A 26,644-nucleotide genomic window follows, 5' to 3' on the forward strand; every position below is an offset into this window, starting at 1 on the left:
ATATTAACCAAACTAACTGTTTTACAGATGACCCGCAGATTCCTACAGTGAAGGCCAAGAAGAAAAACAGCCAAGGCCCCCCGTATGAATCCCTCTGCATCCTTCCCTCTTCACGGCAGCACCGGCACGCGCCCGCCACAGCAGCGCCAGCACAGCGGGAACCTTTCAGCCTGGCGCCGCTTGCTGCCCGGCCTGAGCCTGGCCGCCCTGATAGCCGCCCTGGCCCTGGGGCTTGGCGAGATCGCCTGGTTGAGTGAACACGGTCTCAGCGCCCTCAGCCTGGCCATCGTGCTGGGCATGGCGCTGGGCAATACCGTCTACCCGCGCATCGCCGTCCACAGCGGCGCCGGTGTGAACTTCAGCAAGGGCCCCCTGCTGCGCCTGGGCGTGGTGCTCTACGGCCTGCGCCTGACCTTGCAAGACATCGGCCAGGTCGGCCTGGCCGGTGTGCTGATCGACGCGCTGGTGCTGGGCTCCACCTTCAGCATCGCCTATCTGCTGGGCACGCGCTGGCTGGGGCTGAACCGCGAGACCAGCTTGCTGATCGGCGCGGGCAGCTCCATCTGCGGCGCCGCGGCGGTGCTGGCGGCCGAGCCGGTCGTGCGGGCCCGCGCCGAGCAGGTGACGGTGGCCGTGGCCACGGTGGTGGTGTTCGGCACCCTGGCGATTTTTCTCTACCCCGTCTTGCATCAGCTGAACCAGGGCTGGGCCTGGCTGCCCGGCGGCGAGCGCGGCTTTGGCATTTTCGTGGGTGCCACCGTGCACGAGGTGGCCCAGGTGGTGGCGGTGGGCCGCTCGCTCAGCCCCGAGGCGGCCGATGCGGCCGTGATCGCCAAGATGCTGCGGGTGATGATGCTGGCCCCGGTGCTGATTGCGCTGTCGGCCTGGATGGCGCGTGGCCAGGGCGCCATCCAGGCCGGCGCGACGGGCAAGACCCGTCTGGCCATCCCCTGGTTTGCCTTCGGCTTTGCAGCGGTGGTCGTGTTCAATTCCCTGCAATGGCTGCCGCAGAGCTGGGTGCAGGTCTTGAGCACGCTGGACACTTTTATGCTGACCACTGCGATGGCGGCGCTGGGCCTGAGCACCCATCTCTCGGTGATCCGCAAGGCCGGCATCAAGCCCTTGTTGCTGGGCCTGATTCTGTTCGTCTGGCTGGTGGCCGGTGGCAGCCTGATCCACCGCGCCTGTAGCCTGGTTTTGGCCTGATTGAAATCGGCCGACGCGGATGGGATGGCTTAGCATCGGGGTTCATGCAAACGGCCCACACTGGCCGCTTGCACCGTTTGACCGCCGCCGTTTGAAGCCCTGGGTGTTCGATCCATGCTCCACCCGCCTTGCCCACTGCCCTGCCCCGCTGAGGCCCAGCCCCTGCGCACGCTGGCCCGCCACGCCCTGCTGATTTGCTGGCTGCTGAGCGCCTGCCTGCTGCTGATGAGCAACGCGCTTGCACACCGTGAGGGCGGCCAGGGCCAAACCGTGTTCACCCCCGAGCTGCACTGGCTGTTGAAAAGCCCCAGCCCCGAACTGGATGCCTTGCTGGAGCAGCAAAACCCGGCCAGCAAGGAAACGCAACAACAGATCGACAAGGGCGTCCAGGCCTTGGCGGCCATGCCTTTGTCGGCCTGGTCCGGGCCCAAGGCCTTGCCCAATCTGGGCTACAAGGACAGTGCTTGGTTCCGCACTGTGATGCAGCTACCGCCTACGCCCGGCGCCTATCGGCCACCCAGCCGCTTTGCCGGCAGCGTCGAGGCCTTGAACGAGGTCGGCCCCCAGCATGACCATGAGGCCCGTGGCGAGGAGTGGCTGCTGGAGATCGCCAATCCGGTGCTGGACCAGGTCGATGTGTTTGTGCAGCTGCGCCAAGCCGGCGCAGCGCCGTCGCACCAAGCCCGCTTCAGCCACTGGCGGGTGGGTGACCGCTATCCCTTCGGCCAAAGGCCGATCCCGCACCGCAATCTGCTGATTCCCATCGAGGCCCAGCCGGGCGACGAGGTGCTGGTGCTGATGCGGGTCAGCAGCGACAGCGCCTTGCTGATGCAGAGCAAGTTCTGGCGCGCCGATGCCTTGCGCGCCCGCGATGCCAAGGTCTTCTTGGGCCAGGCGGCGTTCCTGGGCTTTATGTTCGGGATGTTTCTCTACAACCTGATCCTCTACATCAGCGCCCGGGAGCGCATCTACGCCCACTACGTGATCTGGGTGCTGAGCATCACCCTGTTCTTCTTCGCCGCCACCGGCCTGGGGGCCGAGTTTCTCTGGCCCGATGCGCTGCGCTGGAATGACCGCGCGCCGGTGATTCTGCTGGGTCTGGGCACCTTCTCGGTCTGGAACTTCGTGCACGACTACTTCCACGATGTGCCGGGCCTGCGCACCCCCAGCCTGTCGCCCCAGGCGATCGCGCTGGGCTATGTGCTGGTGCTGGGCCTGGGCTGGTTGCTGCCCTTCAGCTGGGGCGTGCTGCTGGCCATGGGCGTGGCGGTTTCGGTGATGTTCCGCACCCTGCTGCTGTCCGGGCGCGGCGCCGTCCAGGGCTACAAGCCGGCCTATGCCTTTTTGGCCGCCAGCCTGCCCATCATGGCCGGCGGCCTGCACCTGATCTTGCAAAGAGTGGGCCTGGTGGCGGTCACCGACAGCAACTTCTTCATGGCCCAGATCGGCGCCTGCCTGCAGGTGGTCTTGCTGTCCCTGGCCCTGGCGATACGCCTGACCCAGATGCGCGCCCTGCGCAAGGCGGCCGAGGAGATGCAGGCCTTCAACCGCGCCCTCGAGGCCTCCAACTTCGCCCTCGCCTCGGCCAATAAGGCGCTGGCCAATTCGGTCAATCTCTCGGAGGAGCGCAGCCGCGCGCTGGTGGAGATGAAGGAGCGCCTGCGCGAGGAGGCCGAGCAGCGCAACCGCGACAAATCGCGCTTTCTGGCCCATGCGGTGCACGATCTGAAGCAACCCTTGCAGGCGGTCGCGAATGCGCTCTCGCCGGTGGTGCGGCAGATCCGCACCGGCGCCACCTTCAATGCCATCGAGCTGGTCGAGCTGGCGCAAAAAGCCACCCGGGTGATGCGCGACCAGATCGGCGGGCTGATGGATCTCTCAAGGCTGGAGTCCGGCCTGGTCAACCCCAAGATCGAGGCCCTCAATGCCGAGGCCCTGGTGCGCGATGTGAAGGCCCAGCTGCATGACTACGCCCAATCCAAGAGCGTGACGCTGGAGCTGGAGTTGGGGCCGGGCACGCAGGCCCTGTCGATACGCAGCGACCGCCAGCTGCTGCGCCAGGTGCTGGTCAATCTGGTCAGCAACAGCATCAAGTACGCCGACCCGGCCAAGCCCGGCCAGCGCTTTGTGCGGCTGATCCTGAGCCTGCAAGAGGCCGGCAGTGAAGAAGACGAAGGCGCCTGGCTGCATGTGATCGACAACGGCCTGGGCATTGCCGAGGAGCATCTCTCCAGCGGCGCGGTATTCAAGCCCTTTGTGCAGTTCAACAACCAGCTGCCCGAGACCGAGAAGGGCGTGGGCCTGGGCCTGTCCATCGTCAGCGCCGTGCTGGCCCTGCTGCCCGGCCACCAGCTCAAGGCCAGCTCGCAGCTGGGCCTGGGCAGCCAGTTCAGCCTGCGCCTGCCCATCTCGGAGCAGGCCGCCCACCCCTGGCGGCAGGAGTCCAGCCTGCAGCTGGCGCACACCGAAGGCCTGGCTGGCGCCTACGTCTGGCTGGTGGAGGACGATATGCTGGTGCGCATGTCCACCGCCGCGCTGCTGGACTTCCACGGCGTGCTGCACGACGACTTCAGCTCCCTGGCCGAGCTGGAGTCCTGCCTGCCCACGCTGGAGCGCCAGCCCGATGTCTTGCTGAGCGACTTCCGCCTGCCCAATGGCAAGACGGCGCTGGACGTGTTGCGGGTGGTGTTTGAGGCCTGGGGCCTGGTGCCCACCGTCATCATCTCCGGCCAGGGCCTGGAGCAGCGCCAGCTGAACCAGGAGGCCGCCCCCATCGGCGAGGGCGTGGACACGATGATTTGCGCCGTGCTGAAGAAACCCGTGCCCCCCGATCTGCTGCTGGCCAGCCTGGCCCAGGCCTGCCAGCGCAACCCCATCCATGGCGGTGGCGAAGGCAGCGGCGGCGAGGAGCAGCCACTCAGCCAAGCCATTGCCGGGCTGTGAGCCCAGCCATCTACTGACCCAACAAACCTCCCGAGAACCTGCATGCCTGCTGAGACTCTGCCCACCTTGCCGCCGCGCCCCAGCTCTCCTGCCAGCAAGCGAGGCCTGGCCACTGCCCAGCTCTTGCTGCTGCTGAGCTTGGGGCTGGGCTTGGGCGGCTGTGCCCAGCTGGACGGCTTTGCCCAGGTCAAGCCAGGCCTGAGCACCGGCGCCGATGTGCAAGGCCGCTACGGCCCGCCCAGCCGCATCTGGCCCGAACCCGATGGCGGCCAGACCCTGGAGTACGCCAGCCAGCCCTTCGGCAGCCGCTGCCCCATGATCACGCTGGACAAGGACGGCCGCGTCACCCGCATCGTCGACGGCCTGGACCCGGCCCAGCGCGCCCGCATCCTGCCCGGCATGAAGCCGGAGCAGGTCAGCCGCATCCTGGGCCGCGAGCGCTCACGGGTCTACTTCGATCTCAGCGAGGAAGAGGTGTGGGACTGGAATATCCAGCCCGACCAGACCGGCTACCCCATGCGCTTCAATGTGCACTTCAAGCAGGGCCTGGTGTTTCGCACCAGCCAAAGCATGGTGTTTCCCAGCCGCTTCGGCTTCAGGGACGACTGATCAGAACTTGTAGCTCAGGCCCACATTGGGCATGAGGCCAAAGCCGACTTCCTTCTTGCGGGTCTTGTAGTCGGCCGAGTATTGATAGCCCTCCACATTCTCGTGGCCATAAGCATTGTTCAGCTCGAAGAAGTAGCTCAGGCGCGGTGAGACCGTCCAGTCGGCGCGCAGATCCAGGCGGTGATAGGCCGGCAGGCGCTCGGAATTGATCTCGCCGTAGACCGGCAGGATGCGCCCGGTCGAGTCCGTGCGAGTGCCCACCACCGGGGTATAGCGATTGCCGCTGTGATAACTCCATTTGGCGCCGTACTGCCAGCGCTCGGAGTGCTTGTAAGTCCCCACCAAATTGATCACCACCGGCTGGTCGTATTCGAAGCGGAACTGCTGGCCGGTCAAATCGTTTTTGCGCTGTGCGCGCGAAAGGCTGACCGAGGCCCAGCCGGAGAATTTGCTGTTGTTGATCGCGTCCTTCTTGACGAAGAGCTCCAGGCCGGTGGAGTCGCCGCTGCCGCCGTTGATGTAGTTGAGCGCCGGGTCACTGAGCCCAAAGCCGCTGATCTTCTTGACATAGGCCTCGGCCTTGACGGACCAGCCATCCGCCAGGCGCTGATTCACGCCCAGCACCGCCGCCTTGGCGCGCACATGCTCCAGCTTGGGATTGCCGATGCCGGGCAGCACCTGGGCGCCGTCGGGGAACTGATTGTGTTTGCCCAGGGCCAGGGTCAAGGTGGTGTTCTTCATCGCCCGCCACTCCAGGCCCAGGCGCGGCTCCACATAGTTCTGCTTGAGGTAGCCGTCACGGGTCAGGTGCAGGCCCAGGGTGGCGGCCAGATCGGAGCTGATTTGCCAGCGGTCCTTGGCGTAGAGATTGGCGTAGTTGACGGTCAGCTTCTCTTGCAGCTTGACGCGCTGGCCGCTGCTGAGGTCGCAGTTGGGATCGAACTCGGTGCAGCGTGGGTCCAGCATGTCCAGGCCCAGCTGGTACTTTTGCGAAAACAGAATCGCGCCCAGGGTCAGCTCATGGTCCTCGACCACGCGCAGGCGCAGCTGCTCGCGCAAGAAGAGGTTCTCGGTCTTGATGTCCACATCGGCCGCCAGACCCGCCTTGCTGCGATTGCTGGACGACCAGTGGCCCAGGGCCAGCTTGTTCGTCATCTGCGGATTGATGCGGCTGTCCCAGACCAGGGCCTGGGTATTGCTGCCGTACTTGGCCGAGGAGTCGCCCACCAGGGCCGGCTGCTGTTGACCCAGGCTGGTGTCGGCGGGCACCGAGTAGTCGATCTGATCGGCCGCCCCCAGGGCGTAAAAGCTCAGCTCATTGTCTGGGTTGAGCTGCCAACGGTAGCGGCCCTGGTAGTCGTGATACTTGGGGGCGGAGTAGATGACGCCGCTGTCTTCATCGGTCTGCTTGCCGCGCATGATGAGGTCGAAGTAGCTGCGCTTGGCGGCGAAGTAAAAACTCTGCTTGTCATTCACCGGGCCTTCGACCAGCAGATCGGCGCCGGTCAAGCTGGTGTTGATGCTGCCGCCGAATTTATCCGTTCGCGGCTTGCGCAGCTGCACATCGATGATGCCGCCGTGCACATCGTCGTACTCGGGGCCAAAGGCGCCGGTGTAGAGATCGAACTGCTGCACCAGATCGCTATGCACGGTGCTGACAAAACCGCCCAGATGGAAGACATAGCCCACCGGCAGAAAGTCGATGTAGTAGCTGTTGTCGCCGGGGCGCGAGCCACGGATGGCGGGCGCGGCATTGCCGTCGCTGGTGGCCACCACGCCGGGCAGAGACTGCAGGGCGCGCACCGGGTCGCCGCCCGAGCCCGCGACCTTGCTCAGCTCCTCACCGCTGATCTGCAGGCGGCCGGCCTGCACCCGGTTGCCGATAACGGCCACCGGGGCCAGCTTGGCGGGCTTGTCCTCAGTGCTCGATTTGGCGACCGGCTCCGCGGGCTTGGCCTCCTCGGCCTGAGCAAAACCGGCGGCGCCCAGTTGGGCGGCGGCCAGCAGGCCTAGGAGCAAGGGCTTGAGTGGGTGCAGCGGCTGCATGGGCCGACCGGCTTGATGTCTGATCTTCATGGGACTCCCTGGTGTGAACGGGGCGCAGTCTCTCAGGAAGCGACAAATGCAAGGGGAAGTAACGGGCAAGTGCCATGGCTTGGCCCGTGCGGTAGCGGAATCTAAGCCCCGCAGGAAACTCCGGGGTGCAGCGAGGGATGAAAAAAGTCATGCGGGGTCTAGGATGGGCCTCCCGCCCTTCACTGCGAAAAGGATTGTCATGAAAGCTTCTTCCAAACCGTTCGCCCTGGCCCTGCTCGTTCTCACAACAGCCGGTGGCGTGGTGGCACAAACGCCCACAAGCGCGGTCAACAGCCCGGCCCCGCCGGCCCTGACCCGCAGCCTGGTCACCAAGGCCGATGTGTCGGTACCTAACCGCGAGGCCGTGGTGGCGCGGGTGGAAATCGCCGCCGGTGGCGTGGCGGGCTGGCACACGCATCCGGGTGACGAGATCAGCTACATCATGGAAGGCGAAGCCACCTTGCTGATCGCAGGCCAAGCGCCCCGCAAGATCAGCGCGGGTGAAGGCTTTGTGATCCCTGCCGGCGTGGTGCACAGCGCCAAGAACGAGGGCAAGGTCGCCACCAAGCTGGTGGGGGTGTATGTGGTGGAAAAAGGCCAGCCCCTGGCCACCCCGGCCTCGGCACCCACACCTTGAGCGCCTAGCTTTCGCTCAGCCGGGCTCGAATGCGGCTCAGGCTCACCGGGGTGATGCCCAGATAGAGCGCCAGCTCCTTCAGGGGCAGGCGCGCAGCCAGGGCGGCGTCCTCGCGCAGAAAAGCCTGGTAGCGCTCGGGCGGGCTGAGCGTCAGCAACTCACGTTCACGTTGCTCCTTGCGCGCGGCGAACAAGCGCATGGCCCGGTACAGGGCCTTCATCCAGCCGGCGTCCCGCTCGGCCAGGGCCTCCAGCTCGCGATAGTCCAGGCGCTCCAGCTCGCAGTCTTCGAGTGCCGTGACGGCAAAGCTGCTGCGCCCCTGCGGCTGCAGGGCCGCCAGGCTGCCGAAGAACAGGCCCTCGTGGCTGAAGGACTTGATCCACTCCTCGCCATTGGCCTGGCGGTAGTGCAGCTTGAGCAAGCCGCTGCGCACGACATAGACGTAAGGGTGAATCTGCTCGGGCTCAAACACCACCTCACCCGCAGCCAGCTTCAAAGGCAGGATGCGCAGCTCGCGGGCATCCAGAGCCTGACCCGCCAGGGCTTGAAACAAATGCAGAGCCGCTCCGCTTGGGGCCCCTCCCTCACCCGACTTATCTTTTGTAAACGACATGCCTGCCCGGCCCTCCTAAGCTGCGCGCCATGCATTCCAACACAGGGCCAAGTGCCACCACCAATTTAGCCCCAGCCTGGCTGCTGACCGGCGCCAGCTCTGGCATCGGCTGGGCCATCGCTCGCCAGTTGGCCGCGCAAGGCGAGGCCGTGCTGGCCTGGGGCCGCAAGCCCGAGGCCTTGGCCCGGCTGCAAAGCACAACGCCCGGCGTGATCGCCACCCAGGCCCTGGACTTGGGGGATGAGGCTGCCTTGCGCGAGGCGGTTGAGGCCTTGCTGGAAAGCGGTCGACCCCTCAAAGGCCTGATTTACTGCGCGGGCCTGCAACACGATGTGAACCTGGATGAGGCCAGCTACGGCCCGCAAGAGATGGCGGCCGAGCTGCGCGTCAATTTGTGGGCGCCCATGGCCCTGTGCCAGCTGCTGCTGCCCACGCTGAAGGCGCAGGGCGGAGCCAGGCTGGTGCTGGTCAGCAGCGCCCTGGCCTTTGTGCCCAAGCGGCGCGCCGCCGCCTACAGCGCTAGCAAGGCCGGCCTGCACGCATTCTGCGAGGCCCTGCGCGCCCAGCTGCAAGGCAGCGAGATCGAGCTGATGGAGCTGATCCCGCCCCTGGTGGACACGCCCATGACGGCCGGACGCAGCGGCCGCAAGATCGCGCCGGAGGCGGTCGCCACAGCTCTTTCCAAGGCCTTGCAAGCTCGGCGTCTGTCAACCCAACTCTGGGTGGGCCCGGCGCGTGCCCTGCCCTTTTTGCTGCGGCTGGCACCGACTCGCACCCGCGCCTTTTTTCTCAAAGCCAGCAAGGAAACCCCGCCATGAATCACTGTTTTTTGATGGTCCAAGTCCTGCCCGCCTGGTTGCGCCTGTCGCGCAGCGAGCGCAATCGCTTGTTCGAGTCCGAGGTCTTGAGCCTCTTGCCCAAACACCCCGGCGTGAGCCTGCGCCACTTCGACTGCGAGGCCTACACCGCCCTCTGCAGCGATGTCCTGATGCTGGCCGTGCCCGATGCGCGCGCCCTGCATTTTTTCGTCGAAGCGCTGAAAGACTCCGCCCTGATCACCGAGCCTTACTTCGAGATACGCCAGATCATCCCGGCTTGGGAGGACGGCTTTCGGGCTTACGAAGCAGGTCAAGAGCCAAAAGTCATGCCATGAGTATTTGAGTGAACGCTCTAGTTCGAGGTTTGGATTCCAGCCCCCCATGAGCCGCCGCACAAAACAGGCCCAGGGCAGGGAAAGATTCCCTTTTTAATGCCCGCAAGGCCCGCCTTATTCGGGACAACCCACGATGCGAAAAGGCAACTCGAAGGGTTTGTCCCTGTGCTTGCTTGGAGTGGGCGGGGAGAAGAATTGGGCGCCGAACTTTACGGTCCGGAAATAAATGGGAGGTGGTCAAGGCGACCTCGCCTTCCCAACCCAATGCCGTTGACCAAACTTGACTGGAGCTAACGATGATCAAACGAACACGACTTTGCCAAGCCTTGGGACTCATCTACGCAAGTGGCTTGACGCTGATGAGCGCCGCCGCCGTAGCGCAAAACTCGCTGGAGCGGGTGGAAGTGACCGGCTCCTCCATCAAACGAATTGACGCCGAGACCTCGGTCCCCGTCACCGTCATCAACCGCGCCGCCATCGACAAGTCCGGCGTGTCCAATGTGCAGGAGCTGGTGAACACCTTGAGCTCCAACAGCGGCGGTGGGCGCTCCATGGGCGAGTCCATCGGCGACAGCGACGCCACCGGCCAAGCCGGCGCCTCCATGCGCGGCCTGGGCCGTGAACGCACCCTGGTGCTGCTGAATGGCCGCCGCCTCACCCCCTACCCCTTTGCCGGGCAGGGCGTGGACTTGAACGCCATCCCCCTGGCCGCCATCGAGCGCATCGAGGTGTTGCGTGACGGCGCCTCGGCCGTCTACGGTTCCGACGCCATCGGCGGCGTGATCAACTTCATCACCCGCAAGGACTTCCAGGGCGGCGACATCACCCTCTCCTACGAGTCGCCCGAAAAGAAGGGTGGCAAGGTCAGCGGCATCAGTGCCGGCTTTGGCTTTGGCGATCTGAGCAAGGACAAGTTCAATCTGCTGGGCTCGCTGAGCTACCAAAAATACGATGTGATCCTGGCCGCCGACCGCGACTTCGCCAAGACCGGCAACCGCCCCGATCTCGGCGTGGTCAAGTCCTCGGGCAATACCTTCCCGGCCAATGCCTATCTGAATGACAGCTATATCGACCCGGTGACCGGCAAGGACAAGGCCGGCTCCTTTGTTCCGGGCGTGTCGGGCTTCCCCAAGTGCAGCCCACCGGACAGCTTCCCGGGCGGTGCCAACTGCCGCTACGACTACACCAGCAAGATCGATATTTCTCCCGCCTCCGAGCGCCTGGGCGCACTGGCCCGCGCCACCGTGCAGGCCAGCAACGATCACACCTTGTTCGCCGAATTCGCCTACTCCAAGAACGAGATCACCTTCGGCTCATCGCAAACCCCGTCCAGCACCACCGGCCGGCCCGACTACCTCTACCCGGCAGGCGGCAAGTACTACCCCACCGCCGCGGTGGACGCTTCTTTCCCTGGCTATCGGGGTGATTTGGTGATTGCCTGGCGCATGGTGGATGGCGGCCAGCGCCTGACCAAGACCACCAATGACATGACGCGCTTGCTCATCGGTGCCGAGGGCAATATCGCCGGCTTTGACTACAAGCTGGGCCTGATGCAGGCCAAGGCCAAGGCGGTGGAAACCTTCCTGACCGGCAATTTCTCCGACACCGAGTTGGTCAAGGTTTTGAAGACGGGCAATGTCAACCCCTTTGGCCCGAATGACGCGGCCGGCCTGGCCTTGCTGAAGACGGCCGAGCTGTCCGGTGAAAATCGCCGTTCGGAAACCACTACCAATGGCTTCGACTTCTCGCTCACCAAGGAGTTGTTCGCCCTGTCCGGCGGCAATGCCGCCCTGGCCATGGGCCTGGATCTGCGCAAGGAAAAGTACCTGGACGGCTACTCCGACATCGCGGGCTCGGGCGATATCGTCGGCGGCTCCGGCAATGCCGGCAGGGTGGAGGCCGAGCGCGCTTCGCAAGGCTTCTATGCCGAGCTGAACCTGCCGGTGCTGAAGACGGTGGAGTTGAATCTGGCCCTGCGTCACGACCGCTACAACGGCAGCAAGGGTGAGTCGCGCGACGGCAAGTTTGAAACGGCCGACGCCTCGTCCAACAGCCCTAAGCTGAGTGTGCGTTGGAACCCACTCAAGACCTTGTTGTTCCGCGCCTCGGTGGGCAAGGGCTTCCGCATGCCTGCGCTGGACAATCTCTACAAGCCCCGTGCCGGTACCAATCTGGGCGGCAATTTCAATGATCCCTACTACAACACGCTGGTGGGCTGCGCCAATAAGCCCAACCCCAATTACTGCGACACGCAGCTGACCGCGTACAACAACAGCAACCCCAAGCTCAAGCCCGAGCAGTCGAACACGTTGGCCCTGGGCATGGTGTTTGAGCCGGTCAAGGACATGTCCCTGGGCGTGGACTATTTCGATATCAAGATCACCGACGGTATCGACAATGTCACCGGCGACGACATCATGAAGGACTGGTACAAAAACCAGACCGGCCCCACCACCAGCAGCTCGGGCTATGCCTCGCGTCTGGTCTTGAATTCACAGGGCTATCTGGACTACGTCAATGCGTCGATCGAGAACGTCAGCAAGCAGCGTGTCTCGGGCTTTGATTTCAGCGCCAAATATCGCTTTATGACCTCGTTCGGCAGCTTCACGCCGGGCTGGGAAGCCACCTTGCTGACCCGCAGCAACAAGACCAATGTCGTCACCGGCGAGCTGGTGGAGACCCTGGGCAAGTACACCCGTGGCGGTCCTATCCCCAAACTCAAGCAGAACATTTCGCTGGACTGGGACGGCGGTGCTTGGGCGGCCGGCATCAACTACTTCCGCCAAAGCGACTATGAAGACTATGACCGCGTGAAACAGGTCAGCGCCTACGATCTGTGGAATCTGCAAGGCCAGTACAAGGGCTTCAAGAACCTGAACCTGACCCTGGGTGTGCGCAATCTGGCGGACAAAAAGCCGCCCGTCACTGTGCAGGAAGATTACTTCCAGGTCGGCTTCGACCCCACTTACGCCGATGTGAAGGGCCGCACCTTCTACGCGCGGGCAAACTACAAGTTCTGACCCTTTCTTCTGCATGAAGACTCAAGCAGGCCCTCGGGCCTGCTTTTTTTGATCGATAGGTGAGGCATGCACTACATCAACCCAAGCTTGGATACGGCCCAGCTGTCCGCCAACTTTCAGCGCGAAGGTCGGATCCTGATTCGCGACTTCTTTGAGCCGGCGGTCATCGATGCGCTGGCGCGCGCGGTCGACGGCATCGACTGGTCGCTGAGCTATCGCGATGCCCAGGGTGATCGCATGCTCTCGGGTGAGCAGCTGAGCCAGCTGAGTCCCGAGCAGCGCGCCGCCCTGGCCGATGGCATCCACCGGCTGGCGGGCCAGGACTTCCAGTTTTCCTTCTACACCGACTCCCTGGTTGCGGCTGCCAAGCGGGGTGATGCCGATTTGCTGGCGCGCTTCATGCGCTGGATGGCCGACGAGCAATTCATGTCCAAGATCCGCGAGATCAGCGGCGTACAGGACATCAATCGCGTCTACGCCCAGGCCACCATGTACACCCGGGGCAATTTTCTGGTGGCGCATGACGATCATGTCGACGCCGAAAACCGCCGCCTGGCGTATGTGATCAATCTAACCCGCCACTGGCGCGCCGACTGGGGTGGCGTGCTGCACTTTTGCGCGCCCGACGGCAGCATCAGCGAGAGCTTTTTCCCGCACTTCAACTCGCTCTCGCTCTTCCGCGTGCCGCAGACCCACTTCGTGTCCTATGTGCCCCCCTTCGCGCAAGGCGAGCGCACGGCCATCACCGGCTGGCTGATTGCCGCCTGATGATGGGGCGCCAAGCCAGGCTCAGTACTTGCCTACGCTTGATGGCAGCGCGCCTCGGGCGCTCAAACATCCCCTTCGCGCAGCAGCCGCCCGGCCTCGGCCAAGCGCTGCGCCAGGCCTTGGATCAGGGCCTGATCGACGGGCGGCCAATCACCGCCGGGCTGCTGCAGCCGCGCCGTGGCCGCAGGGCCCAGCAAGCGCTCGCGCAGCAACTCAACTTGTAGCGCACCGCTGTGCGGGCCCCGATGCGAACGCAGCAGCTGGCCATAGTGAATGGTTTCAAACGCGCCCTTGTAAGGACGATTGAGGCTGAACTGGCTACCCGTCAATTCGGCGTCCACCCCCAAGGCCTGGGCCCAGGCGGTTTGCACGCGACGGGTGGTGGCCCCGTCCAACGTGATCGGCTCATCGGCCCCAGCGCCTTCACCCCGCGCATCGCCCCGGTTGCCGAAATTGACCCAAGCCGGCATTTGCGCGGCCACAGGCCTTTCCACAACCAAAGCGCCATCCGCACGCATCTTGGTACCCATGGTGTCGTGCAGGCTGATGACGCGCAGCGGCCGACCGGCGCGCGCCGCCATCAGCCGCGTCAAGGCTAACTCGCAAGCGCTGCGGTACACGGCCACGCCCTGGCTGATGCTGCGCTCATGCGCCTGGGCCAGCGCCTGCCACTGCATGGGCGTGCTTGGCTCCAGCAGCACGGCTTCGTCGTTGAAGGTGATGGGGCGGATCGCATCGACCCCGGCCAGGCTGAGTACCTCACCGGCCTGGTGGCGGCGCAGGCGCTCGAAGCATTCGCGCAGCATGGCCATGGCATGGACCGTGCCGGTCGGCGGCGCGCGATTGGCATCCAGCACCAGGCGGGCATGGGGGTTCTCGATGAACAGCACCTGCGGGTCGGCCTCCGCCCAGGCGCGGCCCAGGGGGCTGGTCAGGCAGTCGGAAAAATCGTATTGCTGGCGCCGCGTCAAAGCCGGGTTGACGAAGGGCTGCAGCTCGGCCGGAAAAGCGGCGCTGGCATGCGGGCCCAGCACCAGGGTGTCGATGCGCGCGGCAGCCGCCGCATCGAAGCGGCCGCCCTGCAGGTGCAGCAATTCTTCAGGCTCAAAGCGGCGCCCTGCTGCGATCCATTCCAGGGCCTCGGAAGCATTACTCATACGGGCTCCAAATTCAATAAAAGCGGCTCAAGAGCAGGCCCACCCCCACCGACACACTGGCAAACACCAGGGTCGGGATCAGAAAGGAGTGGTTGATGACGGCGCGGCCGATGCGGGTGCTGCCGGTCTGATCGATCTCCACGGTGGCGATTTGTGAGCCATTGGTGGGCAGCAGGCAAACGCCGATCACGGCCGGCCACATAGCGGCCAGCGTGGCCGGCGAGAGGCCCAGGGCAATGCCGATGGGGATGATGGAGAAGGTGGTGCTGGACTGGCTGGTGGTGAGGGCCGCCACCGCGAACAGGGCCAGGGCAATCATCATCGGAGTCTGGCGGGCCAGCTCACCCAGGCCGCCGACGATGGCGTCCGAATGCGCGGCGATAAAGGTATTGGCCATCCAGGCCACGCCAAACAAGGCCACCACCGCCACCATGCCGGAGTCAAACAGCGGACTCTTGACGATCTCACTGGCCTTGACCTTGCACAGGGCCACGATGGCCGCAGCGACGCTGAACATGGTGATCTGGATCAGCTTGGACAGGTCCACCTCCTCCAAATCCCCCTTCACCAGCACGAGCGGGCGCAGCTGCTCAAAGATGCCGGCCGCGACGATAAAGCCGACCCCGGCCAGAAAGATCAGCGCCGACAAACGCCCCTCGCGCGTGACCGGCTTGGCCTGGCCCTCGCTGCGTGGCGGGGCGATCTCGCCGGCCGCCAGGCGGCGCAGGTATTCCGGGTCTTGGTCCAGCGGCTTGCCCACGCGGTTCATCACAAACGCGCCCACCAAGATGGAGGCAATCGCGCCGGGAATGGTGATGGCCAGAATGTCGGTCAGCTTGAAGCCCAACGGCGCCAGCAGGCCCACCATGGCCGCCATGGCGGCAGACACCGGGCTGGAGGTGATGGCCAGCTGCCCGGCCGTGGTGGACAGCGCCAGCGGCCGCTCCGGCCGCAACTTGTTGGCGTACGACACCTCGTAAATCACCGGCATCAGCGAGTAGTAGATATTGCCGGTGCCCGCACCGGCACAAAACGCGTAAGTGGTGAGCGGCGCCACATAGGTGATTTGGTTGGGAAAGCGGCGAATCAGCTTCTGCGCCTGCGCCACCAGAAAGTCGATGCCACCGGCCAGCTGCATGGCGCCGGCCGCCGTCACCACGGTCATGATGATGAGCATGGCCGACACCGGCACCGGCCCCGGCGCGACGTCGAACAAGAGCACGAATAGGAACACACCCACCGCGCCAAACAGCCCGATGGCCATGCCTTTGTAATGCACGCCGACGGCGATCATGGCCAAGACCAGCAGGCCTTGCAAAAACACCATACCCATTTATTAACTCCCTATTTGATGGTTGTGGACGAGTAGCCCACTCTTAAACGATGTGAATGAGTTCGGCCCAGCCGGTCCGGATGATGTGAGTGTCGATGCAATAGAGGACAAAGGCCGCCCGCTTACTCATGACCATGCTGCCGATTTCTCCCAAGCGGACCGGCAAGCGCCCGGCATGGCGATACGCCGTGAGCGTGCCGCCCATTGAGTCGAAGACTGCGGCAATGGGGCCGGACCCGAGGGTCACAGGGAAGGTCAACAGGCCGGCAGCCTGGCTTCAACTGCCTGCCTTGGCCGTGTAGGCCTCATGCCAGGCCACGATGGCGCTGACCATGGGGGCGATCTCACGGATCAGGGCGGTCAGGGCCGCGGGCACATCGGCCGGGTCGCCACGGCTGCTGGTGGCCACTTCCAGGCGCTCGGCGCAGCTGGACAGCTGCAACATGCCCAGATTGCCCGACAAGCCCTTGAGCCTGTGCGCCGCGCTGCCCAGGGCCGGCAGGCCGCTGATGCGGGCCTCCTCGAACACGCTTTGGTACTGGGCGTATTGCTTGGCAAAAGTGCCCAGCAGCTTGGCCAGCAGCTCCTGGCGGCCGGCGCAGCGGGTCAGGGCGGTGTCGAAGTCGGTGCCGGGCAGATCGGGCCAGATATCGCTGCGCTTGCTGGGCAGGGCCTCGGCGCGAGTCTCGGCACCCGCTGCCGCGCGCTCCCCGGCAGCGGGCAACTCATCCAGCGCGGCGAACTGCGAGGGCCGCAAGCCCCCGGGCCCGCGTCGCTCCAGCGGCTCCGCCTGAGTCAACAGGGTGCGCATCAACTCGGCTTGATCGATGGGTTTGCTGATATGCCCTTGCATGCCGGCCTCAGCGCACTTGCGTTTTTCTTCCGGCAAGGCATGGGCGGTCAGCGCGATGACGCGCAGCTGGGGCGCCATCTGGTGTAGGCAGCGGGTGGCCTCGTAGCCGTCCATCTCAGGCATCTGCACATCCATCAGCACCAGGTCATAGCCATCGGGCCCGGCTTCCTGCACCCGGGCGATGGCCTGCGGCCCGCCATCGGCGCTCATCACCTCGGCGCCGGCCAGGGTCAGCAGGTCGTGCAGGATCTCGCGATTGATGTCCACATCGTCCACGATCAGGATGCGCAGGCCGCGCAGCAGATCGGGTCCGGTCATGCGCAGAGGCGGGGCCTCATGCTGATCCTCGGCCTTGACCTGCACCCAGGGCAGGCGCAGGGTGAAGCAAGAGCCCTTGCCCAGGGTGCTGGTGACGGTGATCAGGCCGCCCATGGCCTGGGCCAGGCGGTTGCTGATGCTCAGGCCCAAACCGGTGCCGCCGAACTGGCGGGTGATGGAGCTGTCGGCCTGCTCAAAGGCCTTGAAGATGCGCGACTGCTGCTCGGGCGCGATGCCCACGCCGGTGTCGATCACGCTCAGCAGCAGATAGTCATCCTTCTGCGAAACGCTCAGGCGCACCTCGCCCTGGTCGGTGAACTTGATCGCATTGGCCAGCAGATTGACCAGGATCTGCGTGACACGCAGAGCGTCGATCGCCACCCAGTCGCTGAGCAGCTTGTAGTCCAGCTGCAGGCCCAGATGCTTGGCCTCGGCCCGCTCGGCCACCAGGCCTATCACCTCCTTGCTGAGCTGGCTCAGATTGGCGGGCTGGCTGTCGATCTCCAGCTTGCCGCTCTCCACCTTGGAGTAGTCGAGGATGTCGTTGATGACGCTGAGCAGATGGCGGCCGGAGCGCACGATGCGCTCAAAGCCATTGCGCGCGGCCGCCGGGTCGGCGCTGCGGCCTATGCCCAGCTGGGCCAAGCCCAAGACGGCATTCAGCGGGGTGCGGATCTCGTGGCTCATATTGGCCAGGAACTCGCTCTTCACCCGCGCCAGGCGTTCGGCCTCGTCCTTGGCCTGGCTCAACTCGCGCTGCAAGCGCTTCAGCGAGGTCACATCGGTGCCCAGATTGAGCACGGCATAAGGCTTTTTACGGCCGTCCAGCAGGGGCACGGTGACGATCAGATAGTCGTGCGCGCCTTCCACCGGATGGATGAACTGGCTCTCGGTGGTGGCACTGGCCGCGCCGGCCATGACCTGGGCATCGGTGTCGGCGATTTCGGCCGCCATCTCGGGCGTCAGGAAGTGGCGCGCGCTCAGGCCCAGCACCTGGTCGCGGCGATGACCCGAGGCCTGCTCAAAGCTGCGGTTGATCAAGGTGTAGCGGCCTTGCAGATCGCGAATGCTGAGCGTGATGGGCAGGGCCTCGATGATGTCCAGCAGGCGCTGCTTCTCCAGCATCAGCTCGCTGGTGCGTTCGCGCACCTGCTCTTCCAGCCGGCTGCGCTGGATGCGCAACTCGGACTCGGCGCGCACCCGCTCGGTGATGTCGTGTCCGAAGCTGACCACGCAGGACTCGCCGCCGATCAAGAGCCGGTCCAGCTTCAAATCCCACCAGATCGGGCTGCCATCGCTGTGCCGTGACTGCCACTCGAAATACTGCGCGCCCTGGTCCAAGGTTCGGCGCACCCACAGCATGGCCTGCTCGCGTGAATAAGGGCCGCCGGGAAAGAGCAGGCTGCTATCCAGCTCGCTGGCCCGCTCACATCCAAAAGTCTTCAGAGTCTGCGCATTGGCGAATCGCAGGGCGGCCGTCTCGCCGTCCAGGATGACGATGCAGGACAGGGAGTTGTCCAGCAGCACCCGCAATCGGTCCTCACTCTCACGCAAGTCCTGCGCCGCCAGTTGCTGGGCATGCAAGGTCTCGGTCAAGAGTTGGCGGGAACTCTCCAGCGAGGACGTGACCTCCCAGAACAAGCTGCCATAACGCATGCTCAACCAGCCCACCACCAGGCTGCTGACCATGAAAACCACCGCATAACTCGCCAGCGGCGGCAACATGCTCAGCTCCATCGGCCCGATCAGGCCTTGCGCCTCCGCCTGCCAAAGAATGAGAAATCCCAGCAGGGCAAAAGGGGTGGCCCACTGCACCGCCCGCGGCCCCACCAACAAGCCCATCACGGCCAGCCAAGCCACCATGGCCACCATGCCAGACGCATGCAGGCCGGTGCCATAGATCAGGGCCGAGCCGAACTGCAAAAGCATGGCGGCGCAGCAGAAGAAACCCACGCCCCAGCGCAGGTTGAAGCGATGGATCATCAGCAAGGCCAGGGCAGCCACGCCGAAGAAGAGGCTGCCCGAAGCCATGCGGCTCAGGCGCAGCGACCAGGGTAACTCCAGCTGCAAGGCCAGGGACAAGACCTGGGCCGCAGCCCCCAGCATGACCAGCACCAGCAGCACCGTGGCGCTGCGCTTGATGGAGGCATCCAGGTCCTGCCTGAAGCCTTGCAGGCTTTGCTGCCGCTCGGCGGCCAAACGGCTCGGCCCCACCGACGGCAGCGCCGGGTCGGCGGCCTGCGCCAGCAACTCAGGCTGGGGCGCGCTCAAGTCTCACTCCGGCCAGCCTCCGCTGCCCGCCAGGGGCAAGCTGCCCCAGCATTCCGGTATCAACAGCCATCAACAAGACCTCAGGCATACTGATTGAGCTTGAGAATGACGCGGGCCAGAAAGTCCTCCACCTCCTGGCTTTTGCCCATGCTGCTCAGCACGGCCTCCATATGCTGCTTGAGCAAAGTGCTGAGGAAGTCTTCCTGGGAATGGGTCAGGCCCAGATGCAAAAAGCTGGACTCCACCTCGGAGTTGAGGCTCTCGAAAATGGCTTTGACTTCGGCTCTTTGCGCGTGGCTGCGCGCCGAAATATCGGTCAAGGCATTGCGCGTCATGCTGACCAGATGGCGCACATCGGCCAGCTCGCGCGCGGCCATCTCGGTGTCCAGGGCCGAGACCCGCACGATGGCCCCCTCCACCAGCATGGCCACGTTGTCGATGGCCCGGCCCATGCGCTCGGAGACGGCGCGGTCCATGCCCTCACCACGGTCCATGCGCAGGTCGCGCACGAACAGCAGAACACTGCCATAGCTGAAGCCGGTATGAGCCCCCAGGGGCCGGATGCGCGCGCCCTCGGTCTGGGCCTGCAGATGATCGAGGATGGAGTTTTCCAAAGCGCTGCACGGGCTGCGCGCATTCAACGACAAGGCCGCAGCCCGCCCGCGTATGCGCAGGCAGCCGTCGAGGCCGTAACGCTGCAAGGCCTCGAACAGCGCGCGGGCCACCTGGGCGTAATCGGCGCAGCCGGCCAGCTGCCGCTGGTACTCCAGCACCACACCGGCCTCGCCCACCATATCGGCGGTGGAGAGCACCGCGTTCATCACCTCGTCCAGCTGGCCCGCCAGCTCCCGCTGCTTGTCGCGATTGGCCAGCACCAGGCTGATCTTGGCCTGCAGCTCCGTCGGGTCAAAGGGTTTGGAGAGATAGTCCGCCCCGCCCGCCGCATAGCCTTGCAGGCGCTCATCGATGCTGACCTTGGCCGAGTGAAAAATCACCGGAATATCGGCGCTTCGAGCGTCGGCCTTCAGGCGGCGGCAGGTTTCATAACCGTCCAGGCCCGGCATCTCAACATCCAGTACCACCAGATCAAAAGCCTCGGTGGCGCAACGGGCCAGGGCTTGTTCACCGCCCGTGACGCAGACCACCTTGAAGGAGTCCTCCAGCGTGGCTTCCAACATCTGGAGGGTCAGCTCGTCGTCGTCGACCAGCAGCACTCGTGAAGACAAGGTCATGGCAACTCCCCTGGAACCGATGGTGCACAGCGGCATGCACTGTTTCAGCGCATCGGCATGTTCGCACGGTTCTTGAGTTGCTGGGGAGTCTCGGCGTTAGTCCGCCGCCACATGACACCCGTCAAAAGCCCAGTCGCGCGCCCAGGCCCAGCAAGGTCGCGGCGCCCAGGGCGGCGAAGATCAGCGCGGCAATCCCATGCACCAGCCGCACGGGCACCCGGCCGGCCATGCGGTCGCCCAGGAAAACGGCCGGCACATTGGCAATCATCATGCCCAGGGTGGTGCCCGCCACCACGGCCACAAAGGCGTGGAACTGGGCCGCCAGGGCGACGGTGGCGATCTGCGTCTTGTCACCCATCTCGGCCAGGAAAAAGGCCACGATGGTGGTGCCCAGCACGCCCAGCTTGAACTTGGCGCCGCCCTCTTCCTCTTCGTCAATCTTGTCGGGGATCAGGATCCAGATGGCCATGGCCAGAAAGCTCACACCCAGCACCCAGCGCAGGGTCTGCGGGCTCAGCTGGGTGGTGATCCAGGCACCGAGCGCACCGGCACCCGCATGGTTGATGACGGTGGCGATGAAGATGCCCAGGCAGATGGGCAGGGGCTTGCGGAAACGTGCGGCCAGCAAAAAGGCCAGCAGCTGGGTCTTGTCACCGATTTCGGCCAGGGCCACGACGCCGGTTGAAACGAGGAAGGCTTCCATGGGGCGATTCACTTTCTGATTTTCTTTGCGGCCGGTGCGTTGAGCTTCAACCCAACACCCCAACAAAAACCAATTGACCATGGCCCCACCGGCCGCTGGAGCGGGAGGGCATGGTCAAAGGTCTTGCCAGGTCCAACAACTGCGCGCGCCATGGTCCGAAAAACCTAGAAAAGGTGGACCAAGTGTGTTGACGCGAGCCCGTGAATATTGCCAAGCTCTCTTCAAGCTGGGTTCACGGCGGCTACTCCCCAATGACGGGCGAGAGTTTAACCGAGACCCAGGGCCTCAAGCCTTGGCGGTCTTGACGTAGGCGCTTTTGCGAAAGCGCAGGGCCGACCAGTCCTCATCGATCGCCACCATGCGCACGCTCTCAAAACCGGCGGCCGCCAAGGCCTGCCAGCCGGTGTCGCGGTGGAAGTCGCAGCTCAAACGCTTGGAGCTTTGCTTGGGGTAGGCGAACCAGAGCTTGGCATCGCCCTCCAATCGGCCGAGCAACTGCGCCGACAAGGCCTCAACCTCGGTCAGGCGGGTGACGAAGGCGAGCACGAATTCGGGCGAGTTCGCCTCGTCCAGCCTGCGCAGAATCTGTGGGCCAGCCAAGGCGGCGAGTTCGGGCTCGAAAGAAGCCGGCGCATTCAAGACCAGCACGGCCGACTCATGCTTGAGATTCAACTTCTTAAAAATGGCGCTCATGGGCAAGGTGTCCTGCAAGGGCGAGGCGGTGGGGAGGGGCAGGCTTGATTCTCACCGGGCCTTGAGACCAAGTCTCATGACAAACCTTGTCAGCATGGCAAGCCCAAGCAAGGCGCAATCGCTTAGGCTGCCATCCTCAAACCCGAGGAGTGCCCCAACCATGAACTTCGCTTACACCATCGTCTACGTCGCCGACGTCGCCGCCTCGCTGGCATTTTTTGAAAAAGCCTTTGGCATCAAACAACGTTTTTTGCATGAGTCGGGCGCTTACGGTGAACTGGAGACCGGCGCCACGGCGCTGGCTTTTGTAGACCACGCGACGGCCCGCGACAGCGTGGGCCAGGACTATGTGGTGGCAGCAGCCAGCCCTGCCCCGCTGGGCATGGAAATCGGCCTGAGCACCGCCGATGTGGGCGCCGCCTTCGAGCGTGCCGTGGCCGCCGGTGCCACGCCCGTCAAAGCCCCCCTCACCAAGCCCTGGGGCCAGACCGTGGCCTATGTGCGCTGCCCCGATGGCACGCTGGTGGAGCTTTGCACCCCCATGGGCTGAGCCGACCGTGCGTGGCCTAGGTCCCAAGAGCCGCGCCCAGTTGGCCGCATTGGGCATCCACACCCTGGCCGACTTGCAGACGCAGGACGCCTACCTGCTCTACGCCCGGCTTAAGAAAACATGGCCGGCGGCCAGCCTCAATCTGCTCTACGCCTTGATGGGCGCGCAAGAGGACCGAGACTGGCGCGAGATAGCCCGCGAGCGCCGCAGCGAGGTCTTGTTGCGCTTGGACGATATGGGCCTGGCCCCAAAATAAACCGAGATCAAGCCCGAAGGAGGAAAGCACCATGCCCAGCCCCAGCAGCGAGCCATTGGCCCACCACCTGCTGACCCAGGCCTACAACAATGCCTGGGCCAATCACCGCCTTCTGCGCGCTTGCGCCCAGCTCAGCCCCGAAGAATTCTGGGCGCCAAGAGTGAGCTTCTTCCCCAGTATTTGCGCCACGCTCAACCACAATCTGACGGTGGACTGGTTCTATATCGACGCGCTGGAACGTGAGCTTCGCGAGGAGCCGCCCCACCCCGATTGCTACGAGTTCTTCAAGCTGGACGAGCCATTTGACAATGCGGCCGAGCTACAAGCCGCGCAAGCGCAGAGCGATCAGCGTCTGCTCCAACTTTGCGCCGCCCAAGTCGATGCCGAGCTGCAACGCCCGGTCACCATCGCCCGCCCGGGCAAGGCGCAGACCGACAGCCGACTGCGCCTGCTCGCCCATCTTTTTCAGCACCAGATCCACCACCGCGGCCAGGTCCACGCCATGCTGGCCGGCACCGCCGTGGCGCCGCCCCAGCTGGATGAATTCTTCTGCGCCGGTGAGGCCGCGCTGCGCGCCACTGACTTAGAGGCCCTGGGCTGGAGCGAGGCGCAGATTTGGGGCTGAAGAAGATCAAAGCCCGCCCCTTCCCATCATCAGCCCCACCCACGTCTTTCATCGAAAGGACAAGACCTTGAGCACCTCCACTCTGCTGAAATCATTGTTCGAGTACAAAGCCTGGGCCAATCGCGAGCTGTTCGCCGAACTGGAGACCAAGCTCGATGGCACACAGCATCCCGAGGCCTTTCGCCTCTGCCTGCGCTTGCTCAATCACATTTATGTGGTCGACCAGATTTTTGCCGCCCATCTCAGCGGCAAACCCCATGGCTACGCGGCCACCAATACGCCCGAGACTCCCAGTTTGAGCGAACTACGCGAGGCCGTCGCCAGCTGCGATGCCTGGTATCTGAGTCATATCGCCAGCTTGTCGGAAACCCAGTTCGAAGAATCGCTGAGCTTTGCTTTCACCGATGGTGAGCGCGGCCGTATGAGCCGCGAAGAAATATTGGCCCACATCATCACCCACGGGGCTTATCACCGCGGCGCTGTCGGGCGTGTCATGGCTCAGCTCGACGTGGCGCCACCACGCGACATCTTGACGCGCTATCTGCACCAGGTGGAGCCGGAGCGCCGGGCCGCTTGATTTCTCTTGCGGGAATTTTTGCGATCGGCGAATCAGCGCACGACCGCGACCGTCGCCTGCATCAAGGCGATCACCTTGTAAGCGGCCGATTCATCGCCGAAGGCGCGGACCTCGCCGGTGCAGACGGTGAGCGTCTTGCCCGCGTTTTGCACCCGGCCAATGGCCAGAAAGCGCTGGCCGATGGCGGGGCGAAGGAAGTTGATCTTGAACTCGGCCGTGACCACCTCACACGCCGCCGGTGCACGGGTGAGCGCGGCATAACCGCAGGCGCTGTCCACAATGCTGGTGATGGCCCCCGCATGCACAAAGCCTTGCTGCTGCGACAGCGTGCTGGCGAAGGGCATGGCGATCTGCACCTCACCCTCGGCCACCAAGGCCAGTTCGGCACCCAGGGTGCGCATCAGGCCTTGAGCGGCAAAACTGTTGGCGATGCGTTGCTGCAGGGTTTCGCTCATGGGAGTCCTCGGCTCAGGTGGGCAACATGCCTTTGCGCTCAATAAAACTCACCACCTCGTCCAGGCCGGTGAGGGTTTTCAGATTCGTCATCACAAAGGGTTTGTCGGGCCCGCGCATGCGCAAGGTGTCGGCCCGCATCACGGCCAGATCGGCGCCCACATGGGGGGCCAGATCGGTTTTGTTGATAACGAACAAATCGCTCTTGGTGATGCCGGGGCCGCCCTTGCGCGGGATCTTCTCGCCGGCCGCCACGTCGATGACGTAAATCGTTAGATCGCTGAGCTCGGGGCTGAAGGTGGCGGCGAGGTTGTCGCCACCGGATTCGATGAAGACGACGTCGGCCTCGGGGAACTGCTCCAACATGCGGTCGATCGCTTCCAGATTGATGGAAGCGTCCTCGCGGATCGCCGTGTGCGGGCAGCCGCCCGTCTCCACACCCAGGATGCGTTCGGCCGGCAGGGCGCCGCTGACGGTCAAGAGGCGCTGGTCTTCCTTGGTGTAGATGTCATTGGTGATGGCCACCAGGTCCCAGCGCTCACGCATGGCCTTGCACAGCATCTCCAGCAAGGTGGTCTTGCCCGAGCCCACGGGCCCACCGATGCCCACGCGCAGCGGGGGCAGTTTCTTCGTTCGATTCGGAATGTGGTGCAGGGGCGTCATGATCTGAACAGGCGGGAGTATTGAACTTCATGCCGGGCCGAGAGTATGGCCAGCATGGGCGAAAACGCTTGTCTTTGCGCGTCGGTGCAGGCTTGTGCCTGATCGACGGCGGCAGGGATCTCACGCGCCAGCCGCGCCAGAATGCGCTGGCCCGCGCTCTGGCCCAGGGGCACGGACTTGATGGCCGCCTGCACCATGTTCTCGGCCCAGCCGAAGGCGTAAGCCGTCAGGCCGTCTTGCACCGTGGCCCCACTGCTGGCCAGGGCCAAGGCCATGGCCATGGTGTAGCCGGGCGCACCTAGCTCCACACAGGTCTGGATCTGCGCCGGGCTGGCCGTGTAGTGGTTGCGCAGCCATTCCAGGAGCGAACGCCCCATCTGCTCGGACTGCTGGCGCAGCTCGGCGCTCTCGCGGGTTTGCGTCAGCCAGTCGTTGAGTTCGCGCAGCCGGGGCAGGTCGCCGCTCTGCCAGGCCGGCAATGCCTGCGCCAGCAAGGCCAGATCGCCGCGCGCCAGGCTCAAACGCAATTGCTCGGACAGCCAATCGGCGGCCGTCGCCTCGTCGATCACCAGGCCGTGTTCCACCGCTGCTTCCAGGCCCTCGGAATAAGAGAAGCCGCCGACGGGCAAGGCCGGCGAGGCCAGCCAGATCAGTTGCAGCAGGGTGGAGGCGCGGGGATCGGCCATTCGGGCATCAGTCGTGCTTGTGATCGTGGCCGTGATTGCAGCCGGGGCCGTGCACATGGGGCGCTGGGGCGGCAGCGGCCTTGATGGGGATGCTCAAGGGCTTGGGTGCGGCAGCAGGCTTGTGCTGGTGAGCATGGTCATGTCCATGATCGTGTCCATGGTCGTGGCCGCAGCCCGGTCCATGCACATGCGGTTTCTTCGTTTCTGCCGCTGCGTGGCTGTGGCTGTGACCAGCCGTCTCAGCGGCATAGGCGCCGCCCTCGGGATCAAAGCCCTCGTTCACCTCGACCACGGTGAGGTGCATGGCGCGCAGCATCTCGGCCAGCACATGGTCGGGCTCGATCTTGAGGTGATCGGGCTTGAGTTCGATGGCCACATGGCGGTTGCCAAGATGGTAGGCGGCGCGAGTCAGGTCGAAGGCGGAGCCATGGCTGCTGCAGGGCGTGATTCGCAGCAAGGCCTGAGGCTTGGCCACAACCCGGATCAGCGAGCCGTCCTCGGCCACCAGCACATCGCCGCCGCGCACCAGGGTGCCACGCGGCAGGAAGACGCCCAGCTCGCGGCCTTCGCTGTCGAGGGCCTGGAAGCGGCTTTTCTGCCGCGTGTCCCAGTCCAGTTCGACAGAGGCGGCGCGCTTGAGCAGCACGGGGGCCAGGCCTTGCCCTTGGGCCAGCAGTTTGGAAACTTGGATCATGGTGTTTGTGAGCGTGTGCTTGACGCTGGTGTTCGGAACGAAGCCGAATTATCCGCGCCAGGACTTTTCTACAAAGCCATGCTCATAAAGCAGCTGTGGGGGTCCAGGCCATAACTGCCAAAAGGCCCACAGTCCTGGAAGCCATGGCTTCGATACAGCGTCTGGGCGGGGATGAATTCCGCATGGGTGCCGGTTTCCAGGCTGAGGCGCTGGAAACCCAGCTCGCGTGCCTGTGCCAGGGCGTGCACGAGCAAGGCTCGGCCTATGCCCTGCCCGCGAACTTCAGCGGAGCAGCGCATGGACTTGAGCTCGGCATGTTCGGCGTCCAAGCGTTTGAGCGCCACCGTGCCGACGATTTGCTCGCCTTGCCAGGCGGTCCAGAAATGGATAGCGGGATCGCGCAAGGCCTGCAGGTCCAGGGCATGGACGCTCTCGGGCGGCGAGGTGCGATGCATATCGTCGAGGTGTTGCTGCAGGAAGGCGGCGATGCGGGGGTCGGTGAGATGCTTGTCGAGGCGGATATCAAGTGCCATGGGGGGTTCCTGTTTCTGAATT

26 protein-coding genes and 1 riboswitch are annotated in these 26,644 nt (G+C 64.5%); of the genes, 12 read left to right on the top strand and 14 right to left on the bottom strand.

Features of this window, described 5'->3' with window-relative positions:
* Nucleotides 1–84: 84 nt before the first annotated feature.
* From DBR47_RS19045 to DBR47_RS19055, 3 genes are all read left to right on the top strand, one after another.
* Nucleotides 85–1,206, top strand: coding sequence for a YeiH family protein (locus tag DBR47_RS19045; RefSeq protein ID WP_124453012.1), 1,122 nt, complete (start codon nucleotides 85–87; stop codon nucleotides 1,204–1,206).
* Nucleotides 1,207–1,320: 114 nt separating this feature from the next.
* Nucleotides 1,321–4,149 carry a 7TM diverse intracellular signaling domain-containing protein gene (locus DBR47_RS19050; RefSeq protein ID WP_124453014.1) on the top strand — a complete coding sequence of 943 codons (2,829 nt, stop codon included), beginning with the start codon at nucleotides 1,321–1,323 and terminating at the stop codon, nucleotides 4,147–4,149.
* Between the two features lie 42 nt (nucleotides 4,150–4,191).
* Nucleotides 4,192–4,758: a hypothetical protein gene (locus DBR47_RS19055; RefSeq protein WP_124453016.1), complete on the top strand. Its 567-nt coding sequence runs from the start codon at nucleotides 4,192–4,194 to the stop codon at nucleotides 4,756–4,758.
* On the opposite strand, the gene DBR47_RS19060 is transcribed toward DBR47_RS19055, so the two are convergent.
* A complete protein-coding gene (locus tag DBR47_RS19060; RefSeq protein ID WP_124453018.1) occupies nucleotides 4,759–6,834 on the bottom strand; it encodes a TonB-dependent siderophore receptor in 2,076 nt (691 codons plus the stop codon).
* A 199-nt stretch (nucleotides 6,835–7,033) separates the two neighbouring features.
* Here DBR47_RS19060 and DBR47_RS19065 point away from each other — a divergent pair, with 199 nt between their 5' ends.
* Nucleotides 7,034–7,471, top strand: a complete 438-nt coding sequence (locus tag DBR47_RS19065) for a cupin domain-containing protein (RefSeq protein WP_124453020.1) — start codon at nucleotides 7,034–7,036, stop codon at nucleotides 7,469–7,471.
* Nucleotides 7,472–7,475: 4 nt separating this feature from the next.
* Here the strand turns inward: DBR47_RS19065 and DBR47_RS19070 are convergent, their stop codons facing one another.
* Nucleotides 7,476–8,024 (bottom strand): Crp/Fnr family transcriptional regulator, encoded by a 549-nt coding sequence (locus DBR47_RS19070; protein WP_197047161.1) that lies wholly within the window; start codon nucleotides 8,022–8,024, stop codon nucleotides 7,476–7,478.
* Nucleotides 8,025–8,113: 89 nt separating this feature from the next.
* Here DBR47_RS19070 and DBR47_RS19075 point away from each other — a divergent pair, with 89 nt between their 5' ends.
* From DBR47_RS19075 to DBR47_RS19090, 4 genes are all read left to right on the top strand, one after another.
* A complete protein-coding gene (locus DBR47_RS19075; protein WP_124453024.1) occupies nucleotides 8,114–8,902 on the top strand; it encodes an SDR family NAD(P)-dependent oxidoreductase in 789 nt (262 codons plus the stop codon).
* The gene (locus DBR47_RS19080) at nucleotides 8,899–9,237 is read left to right on the top strand and encodes a darcynin family protein (RefSeq protein ID WP_124453026.1); all 339 of its coding nucleotides are present in this window, start codon (nucleotides 8,899–8,901) and stop codon (nucleotides 9,235–9,237) included. The genes DBR47_RS19075 and DBR47_RS19080 overlap by 4 nt, the downstream gene beginning before the upstream one ends.
* A gap of 296 nt (nucleotides 9,238–9,533) precedes the next feature.
* Nucleotides 9,534–12,257, top strand: coding sequence for a TonB-dependent receptor (locus DBR47_RS19085; RefSeq protein WP_124453028.1), 2,724 nt, complete (start codon nucleotides 9,534–9,536; stop codon nucleotides 12,255–12,257).
* A gap of 66 nt (nucleotides 12,258–12,323) precedes the next feature.
* Nucleotides 12,324–13,025 (top strand): 2OG-Fe(II) oxygenase family protein, encoded by a 702-nt coding sequence (locus tag DBR47_RS19090; protein ID WP_124453030.1) that lies wholly within the window; start codon nucleotides 12,324–12,326, stop codon nucleotides 13,023–13,025.
* A 62-nt stretch (nucleotides 13,026–13,087) separates the two neighbouring features.
* On the opposite strand, the gene DBR47_RS19095 is transcribed toward DBR47_RS19090, so the two are convergent.
* The 7 genes from DBR47_RS19095 to DBR47_RS19120 form a co-directional block, all read right to left on the bottom strand.
* Nucleotides 13,088–14,182: an N-formylglutamate amidohydrolase gene (locus DBR47_RS19095; RefSeq protein ID WP_124453032.1), complete on the bottom strand. Its 1,095-nt coding sequence runs from the start codon at nucleotides 14,180–14,182 to the stop codon at nucleotides 13,088–13,090.
* A gap of 13 nt (nucleotides 14,183–14,195) precedes the next feature.
* Nucleotides 14,196–15,515 (bottom strand): anaerobic C4-dicarboxylate transporter family protein, encoded by a 1,320-nt coding sequence (locus DBR47_RS19100; protein ID WP_124453034.1) that lies wholly within the window; start codon nucleotides 15,513–15,515, stop codon nucleotides 14,196–14,198.
* A 43-nt stretch (nucleotides 15,516–15,558) separates the two neighbouring features.
* A complete protein-coding gene (locus tag DBR47_RS24615) occupies nucleotides 15,559–15,720 on the bottom strand; it encodes a hypothetical protein (RefSeq protein ID WP_156089053.1) in 162 nt (53 codons plus the stop codon).
* 72 nt (nucleotides 15,721–15,792) lie between these two features.
* Nucleotides 15,793–18,957, bottom strand: a complete 3,165-nt coding sequence (locus tag DBR47_RS19105) for an ATP-binding protein (RefSeq protein ID WP_124453036.1) — start codon at nucleotides 18,955–18,957, stop codon at nucleotides 15,793–15,795.
* Nucleotides 18,958–19,037: 80 nt separating this feature from the next.
* Entirely contained in the window at nucleotides 19,038–20,189 is a 1,152-nt protein-coding gene (locus DBR47_RS19110) for a PleD family two-component system response regulator (protein ID WP_197047162.1), read from the bottom strand.
* A 121-nt stretch (nucleotides 20,190–20,310) separates the two neighbouring features.
* Nucleotides 20,311–20,892 (bottom strand): TMEM165/GDT1 family protein, encoded by a 582-nt coding sequence (locus DBR47_RS19115; protein ID WP_124453040.1) that lies wholly within the window; start codon nucleotides 20,890–20,892, stop codon nucleotides 20,311–20,313.
* Between the two features lie 54 nt (nucleotides 20,893–20,946).
* A riboswitch (yybP-ykoY riboswitch) is annotated at nucleotides 20,947–21,154 on the bottom strand.
* Nucleotides 21,155–21,177: 23 nt separating this feature from the next.
* Nucleotides 21,178–21,585, bottom strand: coding sequence for a hypothetical protein (locus tag DBR47_RS19120; RefSeq protein WP_124453042.1), 408 nt, complete (start codon nucleotides 21,583–21,585; stop codon nucleotides 21,178–21,180).
* Between the two features lie 160 nt (nucleotides 21,586–21,745).
* On the opposite strand from DBR47_RS19120, the gene DBR47_RS19125 reads away from it, so the two are divergent.
* The 4 genes from DBR47_RS19125 to DBR47_RS19140 all read left to right on the top strand — a co-directional run bounded on the left by DBR47_RS19125 (nucleotide 21,746) and on the right by DBR47_RS19140 (nucleotide 23,593).
* The gene (locus DBR47_RS19125) at nucleotides 21,746–22,135 is read left to right on the top strand and encodes a VOC family protein (protein WP_124453044.1); all 390 of its coding nucleotides are present in this window, start codon (nucleotides 21,746–21,748) and stop codon (nucleotides 22,133–22,135) included.
* A gap of 7 nt (nucleotides 22,136–22,142) precedes the next feature.
* Nucleotides 22,143–22,391, top strand: coding sequence for a TfoX/Sxy family DNA transformation protein (locus tag DBR47_RS19130; RefSeq protein ID WP_197047163.1), 249 nt, complete (start codon nucleotides 22,143–22,145; stop codon nucleotides 22,389–22,391).
* A gap of 31 nt (nucleotides 22,392–22,422) precedes the next feature.
* Complete coding sequence (locus tag DBR47_RS19135; RefSeq protein WP_124453048.1) at nucleotides 22,423–23,016, top strand: DinB family protein; 594 nt, start codon at nucleotides 22,423–22,425, stop codon at nucleotides 23,014–23,016.
* A gap of 67 nt (nucleotides 23,017–23,083) precedes the next feature.
* Nucleotides 23,084–23,593 (top strand): DinB family protein, encoded by a 510-nt coding sequence (locus DBR47_RS19140; RefSeq protein ID WP_124453049.1) that lies wholly within the window; start codon nucleotides 23,084–23,086, stop codon nucleotides 23,591–23,593.
* 32 nt (nucleotides 23,594–23,625) lie between these two features.
* Here the strand turns inward: DBR47_RS19140 and DBR47_RS19145 are convergent, their stop codons facing one another.
* The 5 genes from DBR47_RS19145 to DBR47_RS19165 all read right to left on the bottom strand — a co-directional run bounded on the left by DBR47_RS19145 (nucleotide 23,626) and on the right by DBR47_RS19165 (nucleotide 26,622).
* Nucleotides 23,626–24,048 (bottom strand): PaaI family thioesterase, encoded by a 423-nt coding sequence (locus DBR47_RS19145; protein WP_124453051.1) that lies wholly within the window; start codon nucleotides 24,046–24,048, stop codon nucleotides 23,626–23,628.
* A 13-nt stretch (nucleotides 24,049–24,061) separates the two neighbouring features.
* Complete coding sequence (gene ureG, locus DBR47_RS19150) at nucleotides 24,062–24,712, bottom strand: urease accessory protein UreG (protein WP_124453054.1); 651 nt, start codon at nucleotides 24,710–24,712, stop codon at nucleotides 24,062–24,064.
* Entirely contained in the window at nucleotides 24,706–25,395 is a 690-nt protein-coding gene (locus DBR47_RS19155; protein ID WP_124453056.1) for an urease accessory protein UreF, read from the bottom strand. Before DBR47_RS19155 ends, ureG begins: the two co-directional genes overlap by 7 nt.
* Nucleotides 25,396–25,402: 7 nt before the next feature.
* Nucleotides 25,403–26,089: an urease accessory protein UreE gene (ureE, locus tag DBR47_RS19160; protein WP_124453059.1), complete on the bottom strand. Its 687-nt coding sequence runs from the start codon at nucleotides 26,087–26,089 to the stop codon at nucleotides 25,403–25,405.
* Between the two features lie 68 nt (nucleotides 26,090–26,157).
* Complete coding sequence (locus tag DBR47_RS19165; RefSeq protein ID WP_231512398.1) at nucleotides 26,158–26,622, bottom strand: GNAT family N-acetyltransferase; 465 nt, start codon at nucleotides 26,620–26,622, stop codon at nucleotides 26,158–26,160.
* Nucleotides 26,623–26,644: the final 22 nt, after the last annotated feature.

Origin of the sequence: Paucibacter sp. KBW04, from assembly GCF_003852425.1 — a bacterium.
GTDB lineage: Bacteria > Pseudomonadota > Gammaproteobacteria > Burkholderiales > Burkholderiaceae_C > Paucibacter_A.